Origin of the sequence: Salibaculum halophilum (assembly GCF_002094885.1) — a bacterium.
Taxonomy (GTDB): domain Bacteria; phylum Pseudomonadota; class Alphaproteobacteria; order Rhodobacterales; family Rhodobacteraceae; genus Salibaculum; species Salibaculum halophilum.
The window spans coordinates 26581-51710 of record NZ_MSIT01000003.1 but is presented as its reverse complement, the minus strand read 5'-3'; the positions used below and the strand labels follow the sequence as shown (position 1 = coordinate 51710).

At 66.9% G+C, this 25130-nt stretch carries 25 protein-coding genes; 21 read left to right on the top strand and 4 right to left on the bottom strand.

The window, feature by feature from the left end; translation table 11 throughout:
- Positions 1-48 precede the first annotated feature (48 nt).
- Positions 49-2028 carry a protein meaA gene (locus BU124_RS03140; RefSeq protein ID WP_084861002.1) on the bottom strand — a complete coding sequence of 660 codons (1980 nt, stop codon included), beginning with the start codon at positions 2026-2028 and terminating at the stop codon, positions 49-51.
- Positions 2029-2167: 139 nt separating this feature from the next.
- On the opposite strand from BU124_RS03140, the gene BU124_RS03135 reads away from it, so the two are divergent.
- From BU124_RS03135 to BU124_RS03050, 18 genes are all read left to right on the top strand, one after another.
- Positions 2168-3571 (top strand): 1-acyl-sn-glycerol-3-phosphate acyltransferase, encoded by a 1404-nt coding sequence (locus BU124_RS03135; protein ID WP_084861001.1) that lies wholly within the window; start codon positions 2168-2170, stop codon positions 3569-3571.
- Positions 3572-3675: 104 nt separating this feature from the next.
- Positions 3676-4953, top strand: coding sequence for a crotonyl-CoA carboxylase/reductase (gene ccrA, locus BU124_RS03130; protein ID WP_084861000.1), 1278 nt, complete (start codon positions 3676-3678; stop codon positions 4951-4953).
- Between the two features lie 144 nt (positions 4954-5097).
- Positions 5098-6228 carry a 3,4-dihydroxy-2-butanone-4-phosphate synthase gene (ribB, locus tag BU124_RS03125; RefSeq protein WP_084860999.1) on the top strand — a complete coding sequence of 377 codons (1131 nt, stop codon included), beginning with the start codon at positions 5098-5100 and terminating at the stop codon, positions 6226-6228.
- On the top strand, positions 6228-6767 hold the full coding sequence (locus BU124_RS03120; protein ID WP_084860998.1) for a 6,7-dimethyl-8-ribityllumazine synthase: 540 nt from the start codon (positions 6228-6230) through the stop codon (positions 6765-6767). The genes ribB and BU124_RS03120 overlap by 1 nt, the downstream gene beginning before the upstream one ends.
- Before the next feature lies 1 nt (position 6768).
- Positions 6769-7236: a transcription antitermination factor NusB gene (gene nusB / locus BU124_RS03115; protein WP_084860997.1), complete on the top strand. Its 468-nt coding sequence runs from the start codon at positions 6769-6771 to the stop codon at positions 7234-7236.
- A gap of 262 nt (positions 7237-7498) precedes the next feature.
- On the top strand, positions 7499-8359 hold the full coding sequence (locus BU124_RS03110; protein WP_084860996.1) for a branched-chain amino acid aminotransferase: 861 nt from the start codon (positions 7499-7501) through the stop codon (positions 8357-8359).
- A 57-nt stretch (positions 8360-8416) separates the two neighbouring features.
- Positions 8417-8872 carry a universal stress protein gene (locus tag BU124_RS03105; RefSeq protein WP_084860995.1) on the top strand — a complete coding sequence of 152 codons (456 nt, stop codon included), beginning with the start codon at positions 8417-8419 and terminating at the stop codon, positions 8870-8872.
- A gap of 279 nt (positions 8873-9151) precedes the next feature.
- Positions 9152-9499: a hypothetical protein gene (locus BU124_RS03100; RefSeq protein ID WP_084860994.1), complete on the top strand. Its 348-nt coding sequence runs from the start codon at positions 9152-9154 to the stop codon at positions 9497-9499.
- Positions 9500-9649: 150 nt separating this feature from the next.
- Positions 9650-10210 (top strand): NifU family protein, encoded by a 561-nt coding sequence (locus BU124_RS03095; protein ID WP_084860993.1) that lies wholly within the window; start codon positions 9650-9652, stop codon positions 10208-10210.
- Positions 10211-10229: 19 nt separating this feature from the next.
- The gene (gene tsaB / locus BU124_RS03090; RefSeq protein ID WP_084860992.1) at positions 10230-10811 is read left to right on the top strand and encodes a tRNA (adenosine(37)-N6)-threonylcarbamoyltransferase complex dimerization subunit type 1 TsaB; all 582 of its coding nucleotides are present in this window, start codon (positions 10230-10232) and stop codon (positions 10809-10811) included.
- Positions 10808-11218 (top strand): GNAT family N-acetyltransferase, encoded by a 411-nt coding sequence (locus BU124_RS03085; protein WP_084860991.1) that lies wholly within the window; start codon positions 10808-10810, stop codon positions 11216-11218. Before tsaB ends, BU124_RS03085 begins: the two co-directional genes overlap by 4 nt.
- A 158-nt stretch (positions 11219-11376) precedes the next feature.
- Positions 11377-12375 carry a BMP family lipoprotein gene (locus tag BU124_RS03080; RefSeq protein ID WP_084860990.1) on the top strand — a complete coding sequence of 333 codons (999 nt, stop codon included), beginning with the start codon at positions 11377-11379 and terminating at the stop codon, positions 12373-12375.
- Positions 12376-12468: 93 nt separating this feature from the next.
- Positions 12469-14079, top strand: coding sequence for an ABC transporter ATP-binding protein (locus BU124_RS03075; RefSeq protein ID WP_084860989.1), 1611 nt, complete (start codon positions 12469-12471; stop codon positions 14077-14079).
- The gene (locus BU124_RS03070) at positions 14076-15176 is read left to right on the top strand and encodes an ABC transporter permease (protein ID WP_084860988.1); all 1101 of its coding nucleotides are present in this window, start codon (positions 14076-14078) and stop codon (positions 15174-15176) included. The genes BU124_RS03075 and BU124_RS03070 overlap by 4 nt, the downstream gene beginning before the upstream one ends.
- Positions 15176-16144 (top strand): ABC transporter permease, encoded by a 969-nt coding sequence (locus tag BU124_RS03065; RefSeq protein ID WP_084860987.1) that lies wholly within the window; start codon positions 15176-15178, stop codon positions 16142-16144. Before BU124_RS03070 ends, BU124_RS03065 begins: the two co-directional genes overlap by 1 nt.
- Positions 16128-16931, top strand: a complete 804-nt coding sequence (locus BU124_RS03060; RefSeq protein WP_084860986.1) for a purine-nucleoside phosphorylase — start codon at positions 16128-16130, stop codon at positions 16929-16931. Before BU124_RS03065 ends, BU124_RS03060 begins: the two co-directional genes overlap by 17 nt.
- 58 nt (positions 16932-16989) lie before the next feature.
- Complete coding sequence (locus BU124_RS03055) at positions 16990-17910, top strand: sulfite exporter TauE/SafE family protein (protein WP_084860985.1); 921 nt, start codon at positions 16990-16992, stop codon at positions 17908-17910.
- Entirely contained in the window at positions 17910-18665 is a 756-nt protein-coding gene (locus BU124_RS03050) for a TIGR02186 family protein (protein ID WP_084860984.1), read from the top strand. Before BU124_RS03055 ends, BU124_RS03050 begins: the two co-directional genes overlap by 1 nt.
- Before the next feature lie 14 nt (positions 18666-18679).
- Here the strand turns inward: BU124_RS03050 and BU124_RS03045 are convergent, their stop codons facing one another.
- Entirely contained in the window at positions 18680-20215 is a 1536-nt protein-coding gene (locus tag BU124_RS03045) for an ATP-dependent DNA helicase (protein WP_084860983.1), read from the bottom strand.
- Positions 20216-20349: 134 nt separating this feature from the next.
- On the opposite strand from BU124_RS03045, the gene BU124_RS03040 reads away from it, so the two are divergent.
- Together BU124_RS03040 and BU124_RS03035 are read left to right on the top strand one after the other, a co-directional pair.
- Positions 20350-20673, top strand: coding sequence for a hypothetical protein (locus BU124_RS03040; RefSeq protein WP_084860982.1), 324 nt, complete (start codon positions 20350-20352; stop codon positions 20671-20673).
- A gap of 608 nt (positions 20674-21281) precedes the next feature.
- The gene (locus BU124_RS03035) at positions 21282-21746 is read left to right on the top strand and encodes an MmcB family DNA repair protein (RefSeq protein WP_084860981.1); all 465 of its coding nucleotides are present in this window, start codon (positions 21282-21284) and stop codon (positions 21744-21746) included.
- Here BU124_RS03035 and trpS read toward each other — a convergent pair whose 3' ends face one another.
- Entirely contained in the window at positions 21747-22766 is a 1020-nt protein-coding gene (gene trpS / locus BU124_RS03030; protein ID WP_084860980.1) for a tryptophan--tRNA ligase, read from the bottom strand. It abuts the gene before it with no gap.
- Between the two features lie 95 nt (positions 22767-22861).
- Between trpS and BU124_RS03025 the strand changes: the two genes are divergently transcribed.
- Positions 22862-23539 (top strand): rhomboid family intramembrane serine protease, encoded by a 678-nt coding sequence (locus BU124_RS03025; protein WP_084860979.1) that lies wholly within the window; start codon positions 22862-22864, stop codon positions 23537-23539.
- On the opposite strand, the gene murJ is transcribed toward BU124_RS03025, so the two are convergent.
- Positions 23536-25077 carry a murein biosynthesis integral membrane protein MurJ gene (gene murJ / locus BU124_RS03020; protein ID WP_084860978.1) on the bottom strand — a complete coding sequence of 514 codons (1542 nt, stop codon included), beginning with the start codon at positions 25075-25077 and terminating at the stop codon, positions 23536-23538. The genes BU124_RS03025 and murJ overlap by 4 nt on opposite strands.
- Positions 25078-25130 lie beyond the last annotated feature (53 nt).

The following is a 25130-nucleotide window of genomic DNA, read 5'->3' as shown; positions in this document are numbered from 1 at the left end:
AGTAAGCCTGTACAAAAGGCCACAATTATTGCGGATCGGAATGGCGGACTACTCGGCGGCGAGCGATCCGGGATCGGCCAATTCGATGATCGCGCGCATGATCGTATTCAACTCGAAATCCTTGGGGGTGTAGACCCGTGCAATTCCCATGGCGCGAAGACGGTCGGCGTCATCTTCGGGAATGATCCCGCCGGCCACGACTGGAACATGCTCGAGGCCGTTCGCGCGCAATTTTTCCATGAAATCCGCGACCAGTGGCACATGTGATCCGCTCAGGATGGACAGGCCGATGACATGCGCCTCATCACGGTCGACCGCCGCGATGATCTCGTCCGGGGTCAGCCGGATGCCCTCGTAGGTGATGTCCATGCCGCAATCGCGGGCGCGGGCGGCGATCTGTTCCGCCCCGTTCGAGTGGCCGTCCAGGCCCGGCTTGCCCATGATGAACTTGAGCCGCCGGCCCAGTTTGTCGGAGACCGCGTCGACCATGGCGCGCAACTCGTCCAGACCTTCGGTGCGGTTCGACGGGTTGGGCGAGACGCCCGTCGGGCCGCGATACTGGCCAAAGGCATCGCGCACGACGTCGGCCCATTCGCCGGTGGTGACACCGGCCCGGGCGCATGCGATCGAGGCGGGCATGACATTGGCGCCGGTGACGGCGGCCTCTTTCAGGTCGGCCAGCGCCTGCGTGACGGCGGCCGCGTCGCGGGCCGCGCGCCAGGCATTGAGGCGGTCGATCTGGTCGGCCTCGACCTGCGGGTCGACGGTCATGATTGAGTCTTCGCCGCTGGTCAGGGGCGAGGGTTCGCCGGCCTGATACTTGTTGACGCCGACGACCACTGTTTCGCCGCCCTCGATCCCGGCGATGCGCTCGGCATTGGCCTCGACCAGCCGCGATTTCATGTAGCCGATCGCCCCCACGGCCCCGCCCATGGAGTCGATCTGGGCCAATTCGGCCCGCGCGCCCTCTTTCAGTGCGGCGACTTTCGCTTCGACCGCAGGGTTGCCCTCGAACAGATCGTCGTATTCCAGAAGGTCCGTCTCGAAGGCCAGGATCTGCTGCATCCGCAGCGACCATTGCTGGTCCCAGGGGCGCGGCAGGCCCAGCGCCTCGTTCCAGGCGGGCAATTGCACGGCGCGCGCCCGGGCCTTTTTTGACAGGGTCACGGCCAGCATCTCGACCAGGATGCGATAGACGTTGTTTTCGGGCTGCTGTTCGGTCAGCCCCAGCGAATTGACCTGCACGCCATAGCGGAAGCGGCGGAATTTCGGATCCTCGACGCCATAGCGCTCGCGGCAGATTTCATCCCACAATTCGACAAAAGCGCGCATCTTGCACATCTCGGTGACAAAGCGGATGCCCGCGTTCACGAAAAAGCTGATCCGCCCGACCATGGCCGGGAAATCCTCTTCGCTGACCTTGCCTTTCAGATCGTCCAGCACCGCCGTTGCTGTGGCCAGCGCGAAGGACAATTCCTGTTCCGGTGTCGCCCCGGCCTCTTGCAGGTGGTAGGAACAGACATTCATCGGGTTCCATTTGGGCAGGTGTTCGCGGGTATAGGCCGCGACATCCGTGATCATCCGCAGGCTGGGTTCGGGCGGGCAGATATAGGTGCCCCGGCTGAGGTATTCCTTGATCAGGTCGTTCTGCACCGTGCCCTGCAGTTTCGACACATCCGCGCCCTGCTGTTCGGCCACCGCGATATAGAGCGCCAGCAGCCAGGGTGCCGTAGCATTGATGGTCATCGAGGTGTTCATCTGCTCCAGCGGGATCTCGGCGAAGAGCTTTGCCATGTCGCCCAGATGGCAGATCGGCACGCCGACCTTGCCAACCTCGCCGCGGGCCAGTTCGTGGTCGCTGTCATAGCCCGTCTGGGTTGGCAGGTCGAAGGCCACCGACAGCCCCGTCTGGCCCTTGGCCAGGTTCGAGCGGTAAAGCGCATTGGAGGCCTCGGCGGTGGAATGCCCGGCGTAGGTCCGAAAGAGCCAGGGGCGGTCCTTTGGGGTATCTTGCGGGGTTTGCGGCATGGGGCGGCCTCGTGACTCGGGTAGGGTAATTTTCTTACTTTGAGGCCGGGTTTACCGGAAATTTTATGGCGCTGTCAATTCGCTGCATCGCGGCATGTGCGCATTTACCCCCCTGCGGTTTCCTGCCACCTTGGCGGCCATGTTCCAGACAATCACCCTGCCGCTGTGGCTTTTCGGTCTGATCGTGTTTTTCGCGGCGGTGACTTTCGCGTCGCATTTCCTGTTTCCCTCGGTGCGGTGGTTCTTTCGCCGGCGCGCGGAAAAGGTGGTGGCGCGGCTGAACGCGCGGCTTGAAAAGCCGATCGAGCCCTTCAAGCTGGCGCGGCGCTACGACATGATCCAGCGGCTGGTCTATGATCCGCAGGTGGCCGAGGCGATCAACGATCACGCCCGCCGCAACGGGGTGCCGGAAAACGTCGCCTTCGAGCGCGCCCGGCGCCATGCGCGCGAAATCGTCCCGTCGTTTTCGGCGACGCTTTACTTCACGGTGGGCGCGCGGCTGGCGAAATGGCTGTCGCAATCGCTTTATCACGTGCGGGTGGGCCGGTTCGAGCGCGAGCTTTACGACGGGATCGATGCCCAGGCGACCGTGGTCTTCGTGATGAACCACCGCTCGAACATGGATTACGTGCTGGTCACGCATCTGGTCAGCCAGACTTCGGCCCTGTCCTATGCCGTGGGGGAATGGGCACGGATCTGGCCGCTCTCGGGGCTGATCCGCATGATGGGGGCCTATTTCATCCGCCGCCGGTCGCGGGGGGATCTCTACCGCCGGGTGCTGGCGCGTTATGTCCAGCTGGCCACGCGGGGCGGCGTGACCCAGGCGGTGTTCCCCGAGGGCGGCCTGAGCTTGACCGGGGGGTTGGGCCAGCCGCGCCTCGGTATCCTGTCCTATATCGCCGCGACCTACGATCCCAATGCGCGCGACATCGTCTTCGTGCCGGTGGGGCTGAATTACGACCGGGTGCTAGAGGATCAGATCCTGCTGGACGCCGGAAAGGCCGGCAATCGGCGGTTCCGGCCGCCGCTCTTGCCCGCCGCGGGGCGGGTGCTGCGCCATCTCGGCCAGCGGATCACCGGGCGGTTCCGCAAGTTCGGCACGGCCACGGTCAGTTTCGGCGCGCCCCTGTCGCTGCGCGAGATGGCCGATCCGACCGATATCCCGGCGCTGGCCGAGACCCTGATGCAGCGCATCGCCGAGGTCGTGCCGCTGCTGCCGGTGCCGCTGGTGGCGCACGCGCTGCTGGCGGGGGCCGGATCGCGGGCCGAGGTGCGCGCGCATGTCGATGCCGTCACGGCCGGCCTGAAAGAGGGTGGCGCGGTCCTGCCGCGCCGATCGTCGCAGGCGGTGGTCAGTGACGGGATCGACATCCTGACCCGGCGCGGGCTGGTCACGGCAGGGGCCGACGGCACGCTGACGATGGCCGGAAACCGGGCCGACGTCCTGGAATATTATGCACGTTCGATCGCGCACCATCTTCCCGCTGATCTGCGCCGCGTGGATGATTGCCGCGACGCGGCAGACATAAAATTACAAAAATAGCTCATCCTTAGTTGCAATGTTTCGCACTGGCCGGTATCCCTGCTGTAATGCGCTGATTCTGCAGCGCGGCGCCCCTTTTGCACTTCCTGCCGACGGAGACTTCCATGGCCCTCGATCAGCCGCCCCCGGTCAGCTACGACGCCCCTGAAAAGGACCTCTACGCGATGGGCGAGGTGCCCCCCCTGGGCCATGTGCCGGCCAGGATGCACGCCTGGGTCCTGCGGCAGGAACGCCACGGCGACCCGGACAAGGCGCTGGAAGTCGAGGTGGTGGATACCCCGACGCTCGACAGCCACGACGTGCTGGTCATGGTGATGGCCGCCGGGGTCAACTACAATGGCGTCTGGGCCTGCCTGGGCACGCCCGCCAGCGTCTTTCTGGGCCACAAGGCGCCCTATGCCATCATCGGGTCCGATGCCGCCGGGATCGTCTGGGCGGTGGGCGACAAGGTCACCCGCTGGAAGGTGGGCGACGAGGTCGTCATCCACTGCAACCAGGACGACGGCGACGACGAGAACTGCAACGGCGGCGACCCGATGCTCTCGCCCAGCCAGCGGATCTGGGGCTACGAGACGCCAGACGGCTCTTTCGGGCAGTTCACCTGCGTGCAGGCCCAGCAGCTCATGCCGCGGCCGCGGCACCTGACCTGGGAGGAAAGCGCCTGTTATACACTGACCCTGGCCACCGCCTACCGGATGCTCTTCGGGCACGAACCGCATGACCTCAAGCCCGGCCAGAACGTGCTGGTCTGGGGGGCCTCGGGGGGGCTGGGCTCTTTCGCGATACAGCTGATCAATACCGCCGGCGCCAACGCCATCGGGGTCATCTCGGACGAGGACAAGCGCCAGTTTGTCCTCGACCTCGGCGCCAAGGGCGTCATCAACCGCAAGGATTTCGATTGCTGGGGCCGCCTGCCCGAGGTCGGCACAGAGGAGTACAAGACATGGTTCGCCGAGGTGCGCCGCTTCGGCAAGGCGATCTGGGACTTCACCGGCAAGGGCAACAACGTCGACATGGTCTTCGAACACCCCGGCGAGGCGACCTTCCCGGTCTCGACCTTCGTGGTCAAGCGCGGCGGCATGGTGGTGATCTGCGCCGGCACCTCGGGCTACAACTGCACCTTCGACGTGCGCCACATGTGGTCGCATCAGAAGCGCCTGCAGGGCTCGCATTTCGCGCATCTCAAGCAGGCCAGCGCGGCCAACAAGCTGATGCTGGAACGCCGCCTCGATCCCTGCATGTCCGAGGTCTTCGCCTGGGACGAACTGCCCCAGGCACACATGAAAATGCTGCGCAACGACCACAAGCCGGGCAACATGGCGGTGCTGGTGCAGGCCCCGCGCACAGGCCTGCGCACCTTCGAGGACGTGCTGGAGGGCTGATCCGGCCGAGGCATGACGGGCGAGGCGGTCTCCCGCCCGCGCCGGACTGTTGCTCGGGTCGCAGGCCCGAGCCGCCCTATCTGGCCTTTCCAAACGCGCCCCGACTGGCTATCTGGCCCCGGGACGCCCGAAAGGACCGCAGCCATGACACAAAGCTTCGAAGCCCCCGGCCCGGTCGAAACCGACTGGGGCGATGCCATCTCCCCGATCGAGGAGGTGATCGACGACGCCCGCAACGGGCGCATGTTCGTCCTCGTCGATCACGAGGACCGCGAGAACGAGGGCGACCTGGTGATCCCGGCGCAGATGGCAACGCCCGACGCGATCAACTTCATGGCCACCTACGGGCGCGGGCTGATCTGCCTGTCGCTGCCCGGCGAAAGGATCGATTCGCTGGGGCTGGAACTGATGTCGACCAACAACAGTAGCCGCCACGAGACCGCCTTCACCATTTCCATCGAGGCCCGCGAGGGCGTGACCACCGGCATCTCCGCCGCCGACCGGGCGCGCACCGTCGCGGTGGCCATCGACCCCGCGAAGGGGGCGCAGGACATCGCCACCCCCGGCCACGTCTTTCCACTGCGCGCCCGCGACGGTGGCGTGCTGGTCCGGGCCGGCCATACCGAGGCGGCCGTGGACATCGCCCGTCTGGCGGGGCTGAACGCCAGCGGCGTGATCTGCGAGATCATGAACGAGGACGGCTCGATGGCGCGGCTGCCCGACCTTGTGGCCTTCGCCCAGCGGCACGGCCTCAAGATCGGCACCATTTCCGACCTGATCGCTTACCGCCGCCGAAACGACAACCTCGTCAAGGTCTGCAAGGAAGAGACCATCGAGAGCGAGTTCGGCGGGCAGTGGCAGATGCGCGTCTACACCGACGAGACCCACGGGGATGAACACATCGTGCTGACCAAGGGCGATATCCCGGGCGATGCGCCCGTCCTGGTGCGGATGCACGCCATGGACCCCATGCTCGACGTGGTCGGCACCGGCCCGAGGGGGCGCGCCGATGAATTCGGCGATGCCATGCGGCTGGTCGCGCAAGAGGGGCGCGGCGTCGTCGTCCTGCTGCGCGACACCTCGATGAAGATGGACGCGGGCGACGAGGTCAGCCCCAAGACGCTGCGGCAATACGGGCTGGGCGCGCAGATCCTGTCCTCGCTGGGGCTGTCGGACATTGTCCTGCTGACCAATTCGCCCAAGCCCAAGGTCGTCGGGCTGGAGGCCTACGGGCTGGAAATCGTCGGAACCCGCAAGATATCGGAGCTTGGCTGATGGCTGGCGCAACGCATCACACCCTCGACCGTCCCGCCTTTGACGAGCCGCCCAAGCTGCTGATCGTCATCGCGCCCTATTACAAGGACATCGCCGACAACCTGCTGGCCGGTGCCCAAGCCGAGATCGAGGCCGTGGGCGGCACTTACGAAACCGTCGAGGTCCCCGGAGCGCTGGAAATCGCGCCCGCCGTGGGCATCGCCGGACGCATGGGCGATTTCGACGGCTTCGTGGCGCTGGGCTGCGTCATCCGCGGCGAGACCACGCATTACGAAACGGTCTGCAACGACAGTTCCCGCGCGCTGCAACTGCTGGGGCTGCAGGGGCTGTGCATCGGCAACGGCATCCTGACGGTCGAAAACCATGGCCAAGCCGCGGTGCGCGCCGATCCCGCGGATCAGAACAAGGGCGGCGGGGCCGCGGGGGCGGCCTTGCACCTTATCGCGCTGGCCCGTAAGTGGGGCCGCGCCGAGACGGGGGTGGGCTTTACCCGCGACATCCTCCTGGCCGGTTCCGCGGATACAAGCAGCACGGGCTGACATGACCCTGTCCAACAACCAGAAACGCCGGATGCGCTCGGCCGCGCGGCTTTATGCCGTGCAGGCGCTGTTCCAGATGGAACACAGCGGCCAGACCGTCGGCGGGATCACCCGCGAGTTCGAGGCGCATCGCTTCGGCGCGACCTACGACGGGGTAGAGATGGCCGAGGGCGACCTTGACGTCTTCCGGGCCATCCTGGACGGGGCGGTCAACCACCAGGCCCGGATCGACCAGGCCACCGACCGCGCGCTTGTCGCCAAGTGGCCCATCGCACGCATCGACCCGACCCTGCGCGCGCTGTTCCGGGCGGCGGGTGCCGAGCTGGATGGCGAGGCCGCGCCGCCCCGGGTCGTCATCACAGAATATGTGGACGTGGCCCGCGCCTTCTTTCCCGAGGGAGAAGAGCCCAAGTTCGTCAATGCCGTCCTCGACCACATGGCCCGCGCGGCCCGCCCGGAGGCGTTCTGACGGATCGCGGCCCGCGGCCGGCCGGGGCCGGCGCGCCGTCACAAAACTGAATCCGACTCACCCCATGGTTTGTTCCATGATCGTCGGCTTGTCCCGCGGCGATCATTGGCCGGCGGCACCTGTCCATCCTCGCCTGGCCTTTGCCGGCCCCCACCGGCACCCCCTGAGAGCGCCCGGGTCACAAGGCCCGGGCGCGTTTTCGTTGGACCTTGCCGAAGGCGCCGCCTAACGTCCCTTGGGACGGCACGACAAGGGAACGCAGATGGCGACCGGAACCAACATCAGAACCTTTTTCGACGGGGCCTGGCACGAGGGCGATATCCCCATCATCAAGGGGGCCGATCACGGGGCCTGGCTGGGGTCGAACGTCTTTGACGGCGCGCGTTTCGTCGACGGCCTCGCCCCGGATCTCGACAAGCACTGCGAGCGGGTCAACCGTTCGGCCGAGGCGCTGATGCTCGACCCGACCGTGGCGACGCAGGACATGGTGGAGATCATTCACGAGGGCCTCGCGTCCTATCCGCCGGGCGCGGCCGTCTACATCCGGCCCATGTACTGGGGACTTGAGTGCGGCATGGCCGCCATCGTGCCCGGCGCGGGCCCGCCGGGCTTTGCGGTGGTTCTGGAAGAAGTGCCCATGCCGCCCGCCGACCACGCCATCGGCGTGACGACCACGCGCTTTCGCCGCCCTGTGCTTGAGGATGCGGTCGTCAACGCCAAGGCGGCCTGCCTCTATCCCAACAACGCCCGGATGCTGGCCGAGGCGCGCAGCCGCGGTTTCCAGAACGCGCTGGTGGCCGATGCCATGGGCAACCTCGCCGAAAGCGCGACGGCCAATGTCTTTCTGGTCAAGGATGGCGAGGTCTTCACCCCCATCGCCAACGGCACCTTCCTGGCCGGGATCACCCGTGCCCGGCATATTTCGAACCTTCGTGCCGACGGCCTCACGGTGCACGAGACGGTTCTGACCTTCGCGGATGCGCGGCAGGCCGACGAGGTTTTCCTGTCGGGCAACATGTCCAAGGTGACGCCGGTCACGGCGTTCGATGACACCACCTACCCGGTCGGCCCTGTCACCCGGCGCGCGCGGCAGCTTTACTGGGACCGGGCCGCCAGTGCCTGAATACCTTGCGCCGCCCCGCGGCCTCGGCCAAACTCGCCCGGCCAAGGGAGGGCACCGATGCGCAAGTTTCTCGTGATCCTCGACGACAGCCGCGAATGCCTCAACGCGATGCGCTTCGCGGCCATGCGCGCTGCCCGGTCGGAGGGTGGGGTGCAGATCCTGTCGATCATCCCGCCGGACGAGTTCAACCACTGGATCGGCGTCGGCGAGGTCATGCGCGCCGAGGCCCGCGAACGGATCGAGGTGCATTACGAAGTCTTTGCCAAGTGGATGCGCGACAAACAGAACATCGACCCCGAGCTGGTGATCCGCGAGGGCGAGGCGGTCGCCGAGATCCTGGCCCAGGTGAAGGAAGACCCCGAGGTCGGCGTGCTGGTCCTGGGCGCGGGCACCGACAAGAAGGGCCCGGGCCCGCTTGTCGCGCAATTGACAAGGAACGCTGGGTCACTGCCGATTCCCATCACCATTGTGCCCGGGGACATGTCCAAGGAACGCCTCGAAGCGATCACCTGAGTGCCGGCGCCCGGCCATCCACAGCCCTGAGGGACGCGGCCCTGTCGTGCCGCCAATCCTGCCTGAGTGACAGGTAACGCGCCGCTTTTCGCGCGGCCCGCGTCGTCATTATCCTTCGTCTTTTCAACAATTTACCGGATAAAACCGGATAATGACTTCGTGACCGGGCGGCCCCTTTTTCGTGCCGCCCTGCCGCCCCACGTCTGTCCCAAGCCGCGGCGATGGGCTGCGGTGTCAAAAATCTTCAAACCGCCCGAAACGGGCAGAAAGGAACCACGCATGTTCGCCAAGAAATGGATGTATGCCTCCGCCGCCGCACTTCTGACCACCGCCGGCATGGCAACGGCCCAGTCCTATTTCGGCTTCACCGGAGAGATGGACGAGAGTTCCACGCTCATGATCGACACGGTGACCACCGACAGCGCCGGGGTGCTGGAAGTCTATGACTACCACACCGGCGAGCGGGGCGACCTGCTGGCCACCGAGCAACTCGCGGCCGGCGCGAATGCGGACGTCCGCGTCGACCTGGGCGAGCAGCCCCGCGGTGACGTAATGGCCGTGATCGTGATCGATGGCGAGCCCGCCGCGATGACCGAAATCGAGTTGGAAGAGATGGAAGAGATGTAAGGCGGCCCGGCCGTTCAAGACATCGGGGCCGGTCCTTCGGGGCCGGCCCTGTCATTTGCGGGCGCCTTGCAGGCTGGAATGGTTCTAAATCGGCTTGACTTCGGCGCGGTGCGCGCGCATATCTGACAAGTGCGATAAGGATTAGACCCGATGTTCATACAGACCGAATCCACCCCCAATCCCGCCACCCTGAAATTCCTGCCGGGTCAGGCCGTGCTCGACAGCGGGACCGCCGACTTCCCCAGCCCCGACGCCGCGGGCACCAGTCCGCTGGCCCAGCGCATCTTCGCGGTCGAGGGTGTGACCGGCGTGTTCTTCGGCACAGACTTCGTCACCGTCACCAAGCAGGACGGCGTCGAGTGGGACCACGTCAAGCCTGCAATTCTGGGCGCGATCATGGAACACTATCAGTCCGGGGCCCCGGTGATCGAGGGCGACCGCGCCGCCTCGGCCCATGCCGAACACGAGGGCGAGGACGGCCAGATCGTCGACCAGATCAAGGACCTTCTGGACACGCGCGTGCGCCCCGCGGTGGCGCAGGACGGCGGCGACATAACTTTCCACGGGTTTGATCGCGGCATTGTCTACCTGCACATGCAGGGGGCCTGTGCCGGCTGCCCGTCCTCGACGCTGACGCTGAAGATGGGCATCGAGAACCTGCTGCGCCATTACATCCCCGAGGTGATCGAGGTGCGGCCCATCGCGGCCTGAGCGGGCGCGCGACCCAAGAATGGACCACGACACCCGTATCCTTGTCTTCGATACATCGGCGGCGCATTGCGCCGCCGCTTTGCTGTGCGGCGACGATATCGTCGCTCTGCGCGTCGAGAAAATGGCACGCGGGCAGGGGGAACGGATCATGGGCCTGCTCGAAGAGGTCCTCGCGGGCGCCGGTCTGGGCTGGCGCGACCTGTCGGCCCTCGGGGTGGGAACGGGCCCCGGCAATTTCACCGGCATCCGCATTTCCGTGAGCGCGGCGCGCGGGCTTGCCCTGGGCTTGGCCGTTCCGGCCATCGGGGTGACCACGCTCGAGGCGCTGGCCCATGGCACGCCCCGCCCAGTCGAGGTGGCGCTGCCCGCCCCGCGCGACCGTGTCTACCGCCAGCACTTCGCGGTCGCCGGGCCGCAGGCCGTCCGGCTGGAGTCCGGCGCGGCGGGCGCGCCCGACTGGCCGGCCACGCTTGCAGCGATGGCGCGGATCGCGGCCCGCCGCCTTGCGCGCGGCGGCGCAATCGCCCGCCCGGCCCCGTGCTATGCGCGGCCCGCCGATGCCGCGCCGCCGCGTGACCCGGGGCCGGTGATTCTGCCATGACACCCGATCAGATGGCCGGCCTGATGGCCCGGGCCATGCCGGGCGCACGCCCCTGGTCCGAGGCGGAGTTCGCCGCACTTGCCGCGCGCCCCGGCGCCTGCGTGATCGGCGATGCGCGGTGCTGCGTCTTCGGGCATGTCGTCGCCGACGAGGCGGAAATCCTGCTGGTCCTGACGGACCCGGGGCAGCGCCGCCGCGGTCTGGCGCGCGCCCGATTGGCCGCGTTCGAGGCGGCGGCCGGGCAGGCCGGAGCGCATCGCGTCCTGCTGGAAGTCGCTGCCGACAATACCGCGGCCCGCGGGCTCTACGCGGCGCTGGGGTATCAGCCGTTTGCCAAGCGGCCGGGCTATTACCCCCGCCCAATGGGACTGCCGGTGGACGCGGTCATGCTCGAAAAGCACCTTTGACCCGGCGTCGGACGCACGCCCTGGCGCGCTGCGGCGCAAAAACCGGTTGACCCCCGCCCGTGCGCGTTGCCTAAATTGCGCATGACAGCGATTGGCTCGCTTCACTGCGGCGCAGGCCTCCGGGGCCGCGCCGGACAACGATAAACTGGGAGACACACATGACCATCATGACGAAATTCCTTGGCGCGAGCGCCGCGCTGGCCCTGTCCGCCGGCGCCGCGCTGGCCGATCCCGCGCTGATCTTCGACCTCGGCGGGAAATTCGACAAGTCCTTCAACGAGTCCGCTCACAACGGCGCGCAGCGCTGGGCCGAGGAAACCGGCGGGTCCTACAACGAATTCGAGATCACCTCGGACGCGCAGCGCGAACAGGCGATCCGCCGCTTCGCCGAGAACGGCAACAACCCCATCGTCATGCCCGGCTTTTCCTGGGCGACGCCGCTGTCCGAGATCGCGCCCGAGTATCCCGACACCGATTTCGTGATCATCGACGGCGTGGTCGAGGCCGAGAACGTGCAATCTGTCCTCTTTGCCGAGGAACAGGGCTCCTACCTCGTCGGCATGATGGCGGCCATGGCCTCGGACAGCGACACCGTCGGTTTCATCGGCGGCATGGACATCCCGCTGATCCGCAACTTCGCCTGCGGCTATGCCCAGGGCGTCAAGGCGGTGGACGAGGACGCCGAGGTCATCGCCAACATGACCGGCACCACACCGGCCGCCTGGAATGACCCGGTGAAGGGGTCGGAACTGACGCTGGCGCAGATCAGCCAGGGCGCCGACGTGGTCTATGCTGCCGCCGGTGGCACCGGTGTCGGTGTGCTGCAGACGGCCGCGGACGAGGATATCCTGTCCATCGGGGTCGACAGCAACCAGAACTACCTGCACCCCGGTCAGGTCCTGACCTCGATGATGAAGCGCGTCGACAACGTCGTCTACCAGAGCTTCATGGCCGGCGACGACATCGAGACCGGCGGGGTCAAGGTGATGACGCTGGACAACGGTGGCGTGGGCTACGCGCTGGACGAGAACAACGCCGACCTGGTCACCGACGAGATGAAGGCGGCGGTGGACGAGGCCGCCGACAAGATCGCCGCCGGCGAGATAGAGGTTCACAACTACAACAGCAACGAAAGCTGCCCGGTCCTGAACTTCTGAAGCCAGGCCACGGGCAGGGATCGCCGGGGCCGCGCCGAGGGATCGGTGCGGCCCCGCGCGCTGGGGCACTGCAGCGCCCGGGGGAGACGCGCCATGACCGAGACCGCACCGGCAATCGAACTGAAGGGGATCTCGAAATCCTTCGGTCCGGTTCAGGCGAACAAGGACATCTCGATCCGGGTCATGCCCGGCACGATCCACGGCATCATCGGCGAGAACGGCGCAGGGAAATCCACGCTGATGTCGATCCTCTACGGCTTTTACAGGGCCGATTCGGGCGAGATCTTCATCAATGGCCGCAAGACCGAGATACCCGACAGCCAGGCCGCAATCCGCGCCGGGATCGGCATGGTGTTCCAGCACTTCAAGCTGGTGAAGGTTTTCAGCGTGCTGGAAAACGTGGTTCTCGGCGCCGAGGACGGCGAGATGCTGACGCCCTCGCTGGTCAAGGCCCGGGACGAACTGACCAGCCTGGCCCGCGACTACGGCCTTAACGTGGACCCCGACGCCCTGATCGAGGAGATCGGCGTGGGCATGCAGCAGCGGGTGGAAATCCTCAAGGCGCTCTACCGCCAGGCCGATATCCTGATCCTGGACGAACCCACCGGCGTTCTGACCCCAGCCGAGGCCGATCAGCTGTTCCGCATCCTTGCCCGGCTCAAGGACGAGGGCAAGACGATCATCCTGATCACGCACAAGCTGCGCGAGATCATGGAGATCACCGACACCGTCAGCGTCATGCGCCGCGGCGAGATGACCGCGACGGTCAAAACCGCCGACACAAACCCGACCGATCTGGCCGAACGCATGGTCGGCCGCAAGGTGCTGCTGCGCGTGGACAAGACCCCTGCGAAGCCGCGCGAGACCATCGTGCAGGTGCGCAACCTGAACGTCACCGACAGCGCGGGTGTCCATCGCGTGAAAGACGTCAGCTTCGAGATACGGGGCGGCGAAATCCTGGGGCTTGCCGGGGTCGCGGGGAACGGTCAATCAGAACTTCTGGAGGTGCTCGGCGGTTACGAGGCGGCCACCGGCGAGGTGCTGGTGAACGGCAGCCCGATCGACTTGACCGGCGCCCATTCCGATGGCCAGAGCCGCCGCGCCCGCAGCATCGCCCATGTCCCCGAGGACCGCCAGCACGAAGGGCTGATCATGAATTTCCAGGCCTGGGAAAACATGGCCTTCGGATATCACCACGACCCGGCCTACCAGAGGAATCGTCTGCTGATGGACAACACGACGATCCGCGCGGACACCCGGGCCAAGATGGAGCGCTTCGACGTGCGCCCGCCCGATCCCGACCTGGCCGCCAAGAGCTTTTCGGGCGGCAACCAGCAGAAACTGGTGCTGGCGCGCGAGATCGAGCGCAACCCCGACCTGCTGCTGGTCGGCCAGCCCACCCGTGGCGTCGATATCGGCGCCATCGAGTTCATCCACCAGCAAATCATCGCGCTGCGCGATGCGGGCAAGGCGATCCTGCTGGTATCGGTCGAGCTGGACGAGATTTTGGGCCTGTCGGACCGCATCGCCGTCATGTTCGACGGCCGCATCATGGGCGAGCGACTGCCCCACGAGACGGACGAAAAGGAGCTGGGCCTGCTGATGGCCGGCATCACCGATACCGAGGCGGATCATTCCGTCGCCGAGGTCGAGGCGCAGCTGGCCGAGGCCGGCGGTGCGGCACGCAAGGAGGGCCGAGCATGACCGAACTTCCCCGTTGGGCGGATGTTGTCCTTGTGCCGCTGATCAACATCGCGCTGGCCTTCATCGTCGCGGGACTGGTGGTGCTGGCGATCGGGCAGAACCCCTTCGACATGATGTATTTCATGGTCAAGGGCGCGCTGGGATCCAGCAGCGGCATCGGCTACACGCTGTATTACACGACCAATTTCATCTTTACCGGGCTGGCCTTCGCCGTGGCCATGAACGCCAAGCTGTTCAACATCGGCGGCGAGGGGCAGGCGGCGCTGGGCGGTCTGGGCGCTGCGCTGGTGCTGCTGGCCGTGGACTGGCCGCACTGGACGCTGGCCCTTCCGGTCGCGGTGATCGGCGCCGCGGTCTTCGGCGCGGGCTGGGCCGCGATCCCGGCCTATCTGCAGGCCAAGCGCGGCAGCCACATCGTGATCACCACGATCATGTTCAACTTCATTGGCGCCGCGGTCATCGGCTACCTGCTCAACGGGGCGCTCAAGAAACCGGGCCAGCAGGTGCCGGAATCGCGCAGCTTCAGCGACGGGGCGAGCCTGCCGACATTTCACGAGATGCTTGAGCCCTTCGGCATCGCCTTCAACAAGTCGGCCCCGGCCAACGTCAGTTTCCTGCTGGCCATCGCGGCGGCGGTGCTTGTCTGGCTGCTGATCTGGCGCTCGCGCATCGGCTACGAGATCCGCGCCTTCGGCAATTCGCCCGGGGCGACGCTCTACGCCGGGATATCCTCGGTGCGGGTGACGATCATCGCCATGCTGATCTCGGGCGCGCTGGCCGGCATGATGGCGATCAACTCGGTCATGGGTCAGCAGGAACGCCTGATCAAGGACTTCGTCGAGGGCGCGGGCTTCATCGGCATCGCCGTGTCGCTGATGGGGCGCAACCATCCCTTCGGTATCGTCCTGGCGGCCTTCCTCTTCGGGATGCTGAACCAGGGCGGGTTCGAACTGATGTGGGAAATGCCCGAGATCAGCCGCGAGATGGTGCTGGTGATCCAGGCGCTGATCATCATCTTCACTGGTGCGCTGGTGAACATGACGCGTGATCCGATCGAACGCATCTTCCTGCGCCTGCACAAAAAGAGGGCCGCGTGATGGATTTCCTGCAATTCCTGCTGACGCTCGACTCCACCCTGCGGCTGTCGACCGTGCTGTTGCTGGCCTGCCTGGCGGGGTTGTTTTCCGAACGCTCGGGCATCGTCGACATCGGGCTGGAGGGCAAGATGCTGATCTCCGCCTTCGTGGCCGCCGCCATCGCCTATGAATCCGGTTCGGTCTGGGTGGGGTTGGCCGCGGGCATGGCCGCCTCGCTTGTCTTTGCCATGATCCACGGAGTGGCCTCGATCCTCTATCGCGGGGACCAGATCATTTCCGGCGTCGCGTTGAATTTCTTCGCCTCGGGGCTGACAGTCGTGGTGGGCGACGCGGTCTACGGGCAGGGCGGGCAAACGCCCGTCCTGGCCGGTGGCGCCCGCTTCAACGAGATCACGCTGCCCTTCGCCGAGACGCTCAGCGGCGTGCCGCTGCTGGGTCCGATCTATTCCGAGCTGATCTCGGGGCACAAGCCGCTGGTCTACGTCGCCTTCCTCGCGGTGCCGCTGGTCTGGTGGGTGCTGTTTCGCACCCGGTTCGGGTTGCGTCTGCGCGCTGTGGGCGAGAACCCGTCCTCTGTGGACACCGCGGGCGTCTCGGTGGTGGGCATGCGCTTCAAGGCGCTTATGATCACCGGGCTGCTCTGCGGGATCGCGGGGGCCTACCTGTCCACGTCGCAGGCGGCGGGCTTCGGCAAGGAGATGACCGCCGGGCGCGGCTACATCGCCCTGGCCGCGCTGATCTTTGCCAAGTGGCGCCCGATCCATGCCATGGGGGCCTGCCTTCTGTTCGGCCTGCTGGAGGCGATTGCCAATCTTTACCCCAATATTGACGTCTTTGGCCTGTTCACGATCCCGGTGCAGTTCACCCAGACGCTGCCCTATATCCTGACCGTTATCATCCTGGGCGGTTTCATCGGCCGCGCCATGCCGCCCGCCTCGATCGGACAGCCCTATGTCAAGGAACGCTGAGGACCTGGCGGCGACCGTCCGCGAGGTCGCGGGCGATGCGCCGGTGCGGTTGGGGCTGATCCTCGGGTCGGGGCTGGGGCATTTGTCGGGCGCGGTCGATGGCGTTTCGATCCCCTATGACGAGCTCGAGGGCTTTCCCCCGGCCGGCGTGTCGGGCCATGTCCCGCAGCTGGTGATCGGTCAACTGGAAGGGCAGCGCGTGGCCGTCTTCGGTGGGCGCGCCCATTACTACGAAACCGGGCGCGGCGACATCATGCGCCTGCCGCTGGAAGTGCTCGCCGCACTGGGCGCCGAGGCGATGATCGCCACCAATGCCGCCGGCTCGCTGGACCCGGAGATGCCCACGGGCGAAATCATGTGCCTGTCCGATCACATCAATTTCTCGGGGCTCAACCCCCTGATCGGCGAGCCGTCCGAGGCGCGCTTCGTGCCCATGATGCAGGCCTACGACCCGGACCTGCGCGCTGCGCTGCACGGCGCGGCAGGGGGCGCCGGGATTACCCTGCACGACGGGATCTATGCCTGGTATTCCGGCCCGTCCTTCGAGACCCCGGCCGAGATTCGCGCGATTCGTGCCATGGGGGCCGATGCGGTGGGCATGTCCACCGTGCCCGAGGTGATCCTGGGCCGGTTCCTGGGCCTGCGTTGCGCGGCGATCTCGACCATCACCAACATGGCCGCCGGGCTGAGCGACGAGGCCATCAGCCATGCCCATACCAAGGCAATGGCCCCGCTGGGCGCGGCCAAGCTGGAAAAGGTGCTGCGGGGTTTTCTCAGGGCGCTGTAAGGCCCCGTAATCACGACCTTCGAGTTGCACTCGCCCCCGTGACATGGCTATTTGGGTCATGTTGATCTACTTGCCGATAGCCGAGGTTTCGGTGAACGCGGTCCTGCTGCTGGGGCTGGGCGGACTAGTGGGTGTGCTCTCGGGCATGTTCGGCGTGGGCGGCGGGTTCCTGATGACGCCGCTGCTGTTTTTCATCGGTATTCCACCGGCCGTCGCCGTCGCCACCGAGGCCAACCAGATCGTCGCCTCGTCGTTTTCCGGTGTGCTGGCGCATCTGCGGCGCAAGACCGTCGATCTGAAGATGGGCACCGTGCTTCTGGTGGGCGGTCTCGTGGGGGCTGCTCTGGGGGTGGTGCTGTTCAACTACCTCAAGGCGCAGGGCCAGGTCGATCTGCTTGTGCGGCTGTCCTACGTGATCTTCCTGGGCGTGGTCGGCGGGCTGATGTTCCTTGAAAGCCTGCGCGCGCTGCTGCGCACCCGCAGCGCCGGAGGGGCGCCAGCGCGCGACCGGCGGCGCCACACCTGGATCCACAACCTGCCCTTCAAGATGAAGTTCCGGGTCTCCGGGCTTTACATCTCGGTGATCCCGCCGCTGATCGTCGGGGTCTTCGTGGGCATCCTCGCGGCCATTATGGGCGTGGGCGGCGGCTTCATCATGGTGCCGGCGATGATCTACCTGCTGGGGATGCCGACCAAGGTGGTCGTCGGGACCTCGCTGTTCCAGATCATCTTCGTGACCGCCTTCACCACGTTGCTGCACGCGACCACGAATTTCACCGTGGATGTGGTGCTCGCGGTGCTGCTGCTGGTCGGCGGCGTGATCGGTGCCCAGATCGGCACCCGGATCGGCACCCGCATGAAGGCCGAGCAGTTGCGCATCCTGCTGGCGGCCATGGTGCTTGTGGTCTGCGGCAAGCTGGCGCTCGATCTGCTGCTGACCCCGTCCGAGATCTACTCGCTGGGCACGGGGGGGCACTGATGGGACGCTGGCTGGTCCTGTTGCTGGTTCTGGCCGCGCCGCTGCGCGCCGAAGAGGTCGTGCTGGGCCTGTCGCGCGACGAGGTGGCGATCACCGCCACCTTCGACGGCTCGGAAATCCTGGTCTTCGGCGCGGTCAAACGCGAAGCGCCGATCCCCGACGAGACCGACCTGGACGTCATCATCACGTTGGCCGGGCCGTCGGAACGCGTCACCGTGCGCCGCAAGGCCCGCGTGGCGGGCATCTGGGCCAATGTCGACGCCGTCGAGGTGGACGCGGCCCCGTCCTTTTACGCGGTGCTCAGCTCGGCGCCGCTCGACACGGCGCTGAACGCGGTCGCGGACCTGCGCTACGACATCACCATCCCGCGGGCCATCCGCTCGGTCGGCGCACCGATGACCGTGCAGGATGCCGAGGCCTTTACCGAGGCGCTGATCCGCATCCGCGAACGCGCGGGGCTTTACCAGGTGCTGGAAAACGCGGTGGACCTGGAAGAGGACACGCTCTTTCGCGGCCGCGTCAGCCTGCCCGCGAACCTGACCGAGGGGCCGTATAGCACCCGGATATTCCTGACCCGGGACGGCAGTGTCGTGGACGTCTACGAGACCGAGATCGCGGTCAACAAGGTGGGGCTGGAACGCTGGCTCTACGAGTTGTCGCGCAACCGGCCGCTGCTTTACGGGTTGATGTCGCTGGCCATCGCTATCGCTGCGGGCTGGAGCGCCTCGACCGCCTTTCGGTTGTTGCAGCGGTAGCGGTCAGCCCCCGGTCACAGCGTTTCGCCGTCCAGCTCGAGCGGCGTCGATGGGGCCTCCAGGTCGTCGGTTGTCAGGGGCGCCTCGGGGCGGGCCAGCCGGTTGCGCACCACCCAGTGCAGGCGCTCCTCGGCGCGGGTGATGGCGACATAGGCGAGCCGTTTCCACAGCGGCTGGCCGGCCTCGACACGGCCCATGCGGCTGGCCACTTCGATATCGGGCGCAAAGACCTGCACGGCGGGCCACTGCGAGCCCTGCGCCTTGTGGATGGTCACCGCCGCCCCGTGCAGGAACGTGGCCCCCATGCGCGCGGCGAAGGGGATGAAGGGTTCCTCGTCGGCGACCTGGCTTTCGATCTTGACGATCGAGGCGGCGCTGACCTGCGGGTCCTCGGCGCCGATGACGTGCAGGCGGCTGAACCCCGGCTTGCGCCCCGGCCCCTTGTAGATCACCTGCGCGCCCTTGATCAGGCCGCGGGCCTCGAGGTCGAGCCGTTTCTTGCGGTGTTTCAGGGGCAGTTCGATGCCGTCGCAGATCAGCGGTTCGCCGGGCAGCAGCGAATCCCCGGGGGCGCCATGGGCCGCGCGAAAGGCGTGGATCAGGCGGATGCGCGTCGCGTTGCGCCAGACCAGCACCGGCGAGCGCGCCATCAGGTCGGATTCGACGCGCTGGGCCATGACGACGCGGTCATCGCGCGCCGCGATTTCCTCGACCATGCGCTCGAATCCGTAGAAATCCAGCATCGGGTCGGCCAGCGCATGGGCGAGGTCGAGGATCGGGTTGTCCGCCGTCTGCCGGTGGATGCGGTGCAAATCGCGCTTGCGGGCCTGCGGCAACCCGTCGAAGACCATGCCGCCGCCCTCGGATTTCACCGGGGGCAGCTGGGCCGGGTCCCCGAAGAGGACCAGCGTGGGAAAAATCTCCTGCAGGTCCTCAAGCTGGCGCGCGTCCAGCATCGAGCTTTCGTCGACAAAGCCGATATCCAGCGGATCGTCACGCCGCTTCCAGCCTGTGATGAAGTCCGATCCGCGCAGCCCGGCGGCGGCCAGCGCGGCGGGCACGGAATTGTGCGCCTGATAGGACGCCCAGGCGCGATCCAGCGCGGTGTCCGACAGCCCCTCGATCGCGGGGCGATCACCCTCGCCGGCCAGCCATTCGGCGACCTTCTCGTATTCCGGGTCGTAGACGGGGGTATAAAGGATGCGGTGGATCGTCGTCGCGGGCACGCCTCGGGCGCGCAGCACGCTGGCGGCCTTGTTGGTGGGCGCGAGGATAGCCAGCGTCCGCTGGTCCTTGCGGCGGCGGCCCTCCCAATCGCCCGAGACGACGCGCACGCCGGCCTCTTTCAAGGTCTCGTGCAGGCTGGCCAGAAGCATGGTCTTGCCGCTGCCCGCCTTGCCAAGGACGGCCAGCACGCGCCCCGTGTCACACTCGGCCGGCGGCGTCGTCGTGGCCTGCACAAGGTCGACGCCGGCGGTGCCCAGGGACGCGGCAATCGCGTCCCAGGCCTCGGCCTGATCGTCGGAGAAGACAGGGGCACTGCGCAGCATGGCGCGACATTAGGCAGCGCGCCGGGGAATGCCAAGCCGAAGGCGGGGGCCCATGGCAAATCGTCGCCGGGGCCGGGGCCGGTGCTGGACAGGCGGGCGGCTGTTGTTACGTTGAGTCCCAAAGGAGGCCCGCCATGCAGAACCAACGGACGCCAGACCTCATCAAGCTCTACATCAAGAGTTGCGCCATCGGTTTCGCCGCCGCGGCCGTGTTCGTCGGCCTGTTGCTGACCTTCGACGTGGTCGGCCTTCGGGGGCTCGTAGCCGGGTCGTCGGCGGGCATCGTGGCCGTGGTGATGATGTGGGTCTTCAACGGGATCGTCTTCGCAGGGGTCCAGTTCGGGATCGCGATCATGGCGATGTCCGAGGATGACGACGATGACGACGAGGGCGGCACGCGCAGCCCGGTCACGCTGGCCGAACCGATTCCGGTGCGCAGCACGGACCACCGGGGCTGAGCGCGGTCACGAGCCAGCGCCAGTGGGCGGGACACTGTCGGCACTCCGCCTCTCGTAAGCGGTATCGGGCCCCTGTGCGACCGTCGGGACAGGCTCATTTAACAGCGAAGCATGCCGGCCAAGTCCTCACGCACGTCGGGGATGGTTACACCCGCCGCGCAGAATTCAGGTCGCGGGATAGTGCGAGTCAGGCTAGACCGTCATGCGCGGTCGCAAATGGCGGTGAGCCGTCGCATCCAGTTCCCACCAGCCTGCACACCGGGCAACGGTCTGGCACGCGCGTGCTAGGCCAGTTCAAAGGTGTGCTGGGCAAAAGTGGCGGGCACCACAACGACCGTATGGGTGTGCGATTCCCGAGGACCTGTGTGAACAGGTGGGCGCCGGGTAATCAGACCACGGCCTGAACAGAGCCAGCTCCCTCGGATTTGCGTAAGGTCACTGGAACGAACCCGTGTAACGCGAAGCGCAGTAACCCGCCGCTTTAGGAAGTAAGCCGCGACACCCGGGCCGACAAGAGGCAAACCCCGTGCCGCAAGGTAAAGAACGCCTTTGCATATCGGCGACAGCGGGGGCTTGCATGATGTTCACGGATTGTTCATCTTCTTCACATGCCCGAGGATCGCCCCGTCAGCGCCATGACACCGGGCCAATTGCTGGCCCGCGGGGTCTCCCGCCAATTGCGGCAGGCCCATGGCTTTGCCTGTCTCGAGGAACTGGCGCCCACCCGGGGCCTGCGCGTCGACGTGATGGCGCTGGGCGCGGCGGGCGAGGTCTGGGTGGTCGAATGCAAGTCCTCGCGCGCCGATTTCCTGTCGGACCACAAATGGGAGGGCTACCTGGACTGGTGCGACAGGTTCTTCTGGGCGGTCGATGCCGATTTCCCCGTTGATCTTTTGCCCGACGGCACGGGGTTGATCATCGCCGACCCTTACGATGCCGAGATCGTCCGCATGGGGCCCGAGGCGCCGCTGGCCGGGGCCCGCCGCAAGGTCGTCACCCGGACGTTCGCGCGCCACGCCGCGCTGCGCCTGCAGGGCCTGCGCGACCCCGGCGGTCAGGATCGGCCGGGGTAGTCAGGAGCTGAGAAACCCGACAATTTCGTAAGTGCGGTCCAGGATCGGCGCGGCGATGTCCCGGGCCTTGTCGGCGCCCTGTTCCAGGGTCCGGTCGATCTCGGCGGGATCGTTCAACAGGCGCTTCATCTCGTCCGAGACGGGTGCCAGTTTCGACACCGCCAGATCGGCCAGCGCCGGCTTGAACGTGCCCCAGCCCGCGCCGGCGTAGTCGGCGATCACCGCCTCGGCGGTCTGGTCGGTCAGCCCTGCATAGATATCGACGAGGTTCTTCGCCTCGGCGCGGTCGGTCAGCCCGTCCACGGTTTCTGGCAGCGGCGCGGGGTCGGTCTTGGCCTTCTTGAATTTCTTGGCGATCGTGTCGGCGTCATCGAGCATGTTGATCCGCTCCATGTCGCTGTCGCCGGACTTGGACATTTTCTTGGACCCGTCGCGCAGGTTCATCACGCGGGTGCCCGGCCCCTCGATCACCGGCTGGGTCAGGGGGAAGAAGTCGACACCGTAGTCGTGGTTGAACTTGGCGGCGATGTCGCGGGTCAGCTCGACGTGCTGCTTCTGATCCTCGCCAACGGGCACATGGGTGCCGTGGTAGAGCAGGATGTCGGCGGCCATGAGCGACGGGTAGGCATAAAGCCCCAGCGAGGCCTTTTCCGAATTGGCCCCGGCCTTGTCCTTGAACTGGGTCATCCGGGTCATCCAGCCGACGCGGGCGACGCAGTTGAACACCCAGGCAAGCTCGGCGTGCTGGTGCACCCGGGACTGGTTGAATAGGATCGACCTGCCCGGGTCGATGCCGGCGGCCAGCAGCCCGGCGGCGATCTCGCGCGTGCCCTGGCGCAGCGCGGCGGGGTCCTGCCAGACGGTCACAGCGTGCATGTCCACGGCGCAATATATGTTCTCGGTCGCCTCGTCCTGCATCGCGACCCAGCGCTTGATCGCACCGAGGTAATTGCCGAGCGTCAGCCCGCCCGAGGGCTTGATCCCGGAAAACACGCGCGGGGTGAACTGGACATCGGTCATGGAGCGGTCGCCATCTGGTCTGCGGGGGCTGGAAAAGCGGGTCGTACTCGCTTACCCATGGGGGCAAGTCCCGTCAACCGAAGGACAGCCGAGCAGTGGACAACCAGAGCCCCTTCAACGCCATCCCCCCGGTGCCGCTGGCGCTGGTGCTCGTCATCGCCGGGGTCGAACTGATCCTGTCGGCTGGCGCGGCCGGTTTTGTCGGCGGGCCGGGCGCCATCGGCTGGCGCGCGGGTGCGATGCAGGACTACGCCTTCGCCCCGGCGGTGCTGGACCAGGTGCTGGTGCAGGGCAATTACGGGGCCGACATGCTGATGCGGCCGCTCAGCTATATCTTCCTGCACGGGTCCTTCACGCACACGCTCTGGACCTGCGTGCTGCTTCTGGCGCTGGGCAAGTTCGTGGGCGAGGCCTATCGCCCGGTGCCCTTCGCGCTGTTGTTCTTCGGCTCGGCCATCCTCGGCGCGTTGGTCTACGGGCTGGCCAGCCCCCGCAACATGGGGCTGATCGGGGCCTATCCGGGGATCTACGGGCTGATCGGGGCCTATACCTACATGATGTGGCTGACCCTGGGCCGCCTGGGCGAGAACCAGTACCGCGCCTTCACCCTGATCGGGGTCCTGATGGGGCTGATGCTGGTCTGGTCCATGCTGTTCGGGGCCACGCCCTGGTGGATCGCGGAACTGTCGGGCTTCGTCACCGGGCTGGTGCTGGCCCCGCTCGTCGCGCCCGGCGGCTGGCAGCGGTTCCTCGACCGGGTGCGCCAGCGTTAGCCGCGCCGCATCGCCGCCCGGAACTCGCCCAGCCGGAAGGCGCCGAGCAGGTGGCCGATCGCGAAATAGCTCGCGATGCCGATCCCGACGATCAGGGCGAGGGCCGCGTAGCGCAGCAGCGGCACGCCCAGCCATGGCCCCACCAGCAGCACCGCCGCCCAGAGCAGCCCGCCCATCAGCAGCGCAGCGAGCACGATCCGCCACAGCCGCCGTTTGAACCGGGCGTCCAGACCCGCGGCATCGCCCATTCGGCGGCTGCCGCGCCAGAGCAGCCAGACCATGGCCCAGCCTGCCAGCGTGGTGCCGAAGGCGGCGGCGATATAGCCGATCACGGGGGCCAGCCCGATGGCCACAACGGCATTCACGACCATGGACACCGCGGCATAATGGAAGGGTCGCCGCGTGTCCTCGCGCGCGAAATAGAGCGGTTGCAGCGTCTTCTGCATGACGAAGGCGGGCAGGCCCAGCCCGTAAACCGCCGCCGCCAGCGCCGTGGCGGCGGTGTCATCGGCGGCGAAGGCCCCGCGCTCGAACAGCACGCTGACCAGCGGCACCGGGATCACCACGAGGGCCACCGCCGCCGGGATGGTCAGCGCCAGCGAAAACTCGGCCGCGCGGTTGAAGGCGTGGGCGCCGCCCTCGGTGTCGCCGGCGCGCAACCGGCGCGACAGGTCGGGCAGCAGCACAACGCCCACCGCGATGCCGACCACGCCGAGGGGGAGTTGATAGAGCCGGTCCGCGTAGGACAGCCAGGCGATCGCTCCCTCGAAGAAGCTGGCCACCTGCCGCCCGATCAGCAGGTTCACCTGCATCACGCCGCCCGCCAATGCGGCCGGGGCGGCGATCACGGCAAGGCGCCTCAAGTCCGGTGTCAGGCGCGGGCGGCGCGGCACCAGGGCATAGCCCGCGCGCCGGGCCGCCCCCCAGACCAGCGCCAGCTGCGCAAGACCCGCGACGGGCACGGTCCAGGCCAGCGCGTCGCCCACGTCCCAGCCCCGCAATACCGCGCAGGTCATCGCCCCGATGAACAGCACGTTGAGCAGCACAGGCGCCGCGGCGGCGGCCGCGAAACGGCCGACGGCGTTGAGCACGCCCGACAGCAGCGCGGCCAGCGAGATGAACAGGATGTAGGGAAAGGCGATCCGGCCATAGAGCACGGCCAGGTCAAAGCGCGAGTCCCCGATGAAACCGCCGGCCATGGCCGCTACCAGCCAGGGCATCGTCAGAACGGCCAGCACGCTGAAGACGATAAGCACGGTGGCCAGCCCCGCGAAGGCATCCCGGGCAAAGCCCAGCGCGTCGTCACCGCCCTCGACCTTCTTGGAAAACATCGGCACGAAGGCCATGTTGAAGGCGCCCTCGGCGAAGAAGCGGCGGAACATGTTGGGCAGGGCGAAAGCGATCAGGAAGGCCTCGGCCACCGGCCCCGCGCCGAGGAAGGCAGCGATCAGGATGTCGCGCACGAAGCCCAGCACGCGGCTGAGCAGGGTCCAGACCCCGACGGTCAGAAAGCCGGCAACAAGGCGGATGGGTTTCACGGGGCGCGGTCCTTCGGCGGCAACGGCTGGATGTGCCTTCCCATGCGCGCGCG

What these genes read in the sequence shown, in the direction of transcription:
- BU124_RS03140 (WP_084861002.1), bottom strand. Translation starts at nt 2,028, where the DNA reads ATGCCGCAAACCCCGCAAGATACCCCAAAGGACCGCCCCTGGCTCTTT.
- BU124_RS03135 (WP_084861001.1), top strand. Translation starts at nt 2,168, where the DNA reads ATGTTCCAGACAATCACCCTGCCGCTGTGGCTTTTCGGTCTGATCGTG.
- ccrA (WP_084861000.1), top strand. Translation starts at nt 3,676, where the DNA reads ATGGCCCTCGATCAGCCGCCCCCGGTCAGCTACGACGCCCCTGAAAAG.
- ribB (WP_084860999.1), top strand. Translation starts at nt 5,098, where the DNA reads ATGACACAAAGCTTCGAAGCCCCCGGCCCGGTCGAAACCGACTGGGGC.
- BU124_RS03120 (WP_084860998.1), top strand. Translation starts at nt 6,228, where the DNA reads ATGGCTGGCGCAACGCATCACACCCTCGACCGTCCCGCCTTTGACGAG.
- nusB (WP_084860997.1), top strand. Translation starts at nt 6,769, where the DNA reads ATGACCCTGTCCAACAACCAGAAACGCCGGATGCGCTCGGCCGCGCGG.
- BU124_RS03110 (WP_084860996.1), top strand. Translation starts at nt 7,499, where the DNA reads ATGGCGACCGGAACCAACATCAGAACCTTTTTCGACGGGGCCTGGCAC.
- BU124_RS03105 (WP_084860995.1), top strand. Translation starts at nt 8,417, where the DNA reads ATGCGCAAGTTTCTCGTGATCCTCGACGACAGCCGCGAATGCCTCAAC.
- BU124_RS03100 (WP_084860994.1), top strand. Translation starts at nt 9,152, where the DNA reads ATGTTCGCCAAGAAATGGATGTATGCCTCCGCCGCCGCACTTCTGACC.
- BU124_RS03095 (WP_084860993.1), top strand. Translation starts at nt 9,650, where the DNA reads ATGTTCATACAGACCGAATCCACCCCCAATCCCGCCACCCTGAAATTC.
- tsaB (WP_084860992.1), top strand. Translation starts at nt 10,230, where the DNA reads ATGGACCACGACACCCGTATCCTTGTCTTCGATACATCGGCGGCGCAT.
- BU124_RS03085 (WP_084860991.1), top strand. Translation starts at nt 10,808, where the DNA reads ATGACACCCGATCAGATGGCCGGCCTGATGGCCCGGGCCATGCCGGGC.
- BU124_RS03080 (WP_084860990.1), top strand. Translation starts at nt 11,377, where the DNA reads ATGACCATCATGACGAAATTCCTTGGCGCGAGCGCCGCGCTGGCCCTG.
- BU124_RS03075 (WP_084860989.1), top strand. Translation starts at nt 12,469, where the DNA reads ATGACCGAGACCGCACCGGCAATCGAACTGAAGGGGATCTCGAAATCC.
- BU124_RS03070 (WP_084860988.1), top strand. Translation starts at nt 14,076, where the DNA reads ATGACCGAACTTCCCCGTTGGGCGGATGTTGTCCTTGTGCCGCTGATC.
- BU124_RS03065 (WP_084860987.1), top strand. Translation starts at nt 15,176, where the DNA reads ATGGATTTCCTGCAATTCCTGCTGACGCTCGACTCCACCCTGCGGCTG.
- BU124_RS03060 (WP_084860986.1), top strand. Translation starts at nt 16,128, where the DNA reads ATGTCAAGGAACGCTGAGGACCTGGCGGCGACCGTCCGCGAGGTCGCG.
- BU124_RS03055 (WP_084860985.1), top strand. Translation starts at nt 16,990, where the DNA reads ATGTTGATCTACTTGCCGATAGCCGAGGTTTCGGTGAACGCGGTCCTG.
- BU124_RS03050 (WP_084860984.1), top strand. Translation starts at nt 17,910, where the DNA reads ATGGGACGCTGGCTGGTCCTGTTGCTGGTTCTGGCCGCGCCGCTGCGC.
- BU124_RS03045 (WP_084860983.1), bottom strand. Translation starts at nt 20,215, where the DNA reads ATGCTGCGCAGTGCCCCTGTCTTCTCCGACGATCAGGCCGAGGCCTGG.
- BU124_RS03040 (WP_084860982.1), top strand. Translation starts at nt 20,350, where the DNA reads ATGCAGAACCAACGGACGCCAGACCTCATCAAGCTCTACATCAAGAGT.
- BU124_RS03035 (WP_084860981.1), top strand. Translation starts at nt 21,282, where the DNA reads ATGCCCGAGGATCGCCCCGTCAGCGCCATGACACCGGGCCAATTGCTG.
- trpS (WP_084860980.1), bottom strand. Translation starts at nt 22,766, where the DNA reads ATGACCGATGTCCAGTTCACCCCGCGCGTGTTTTCCGGGATCAAGCCC.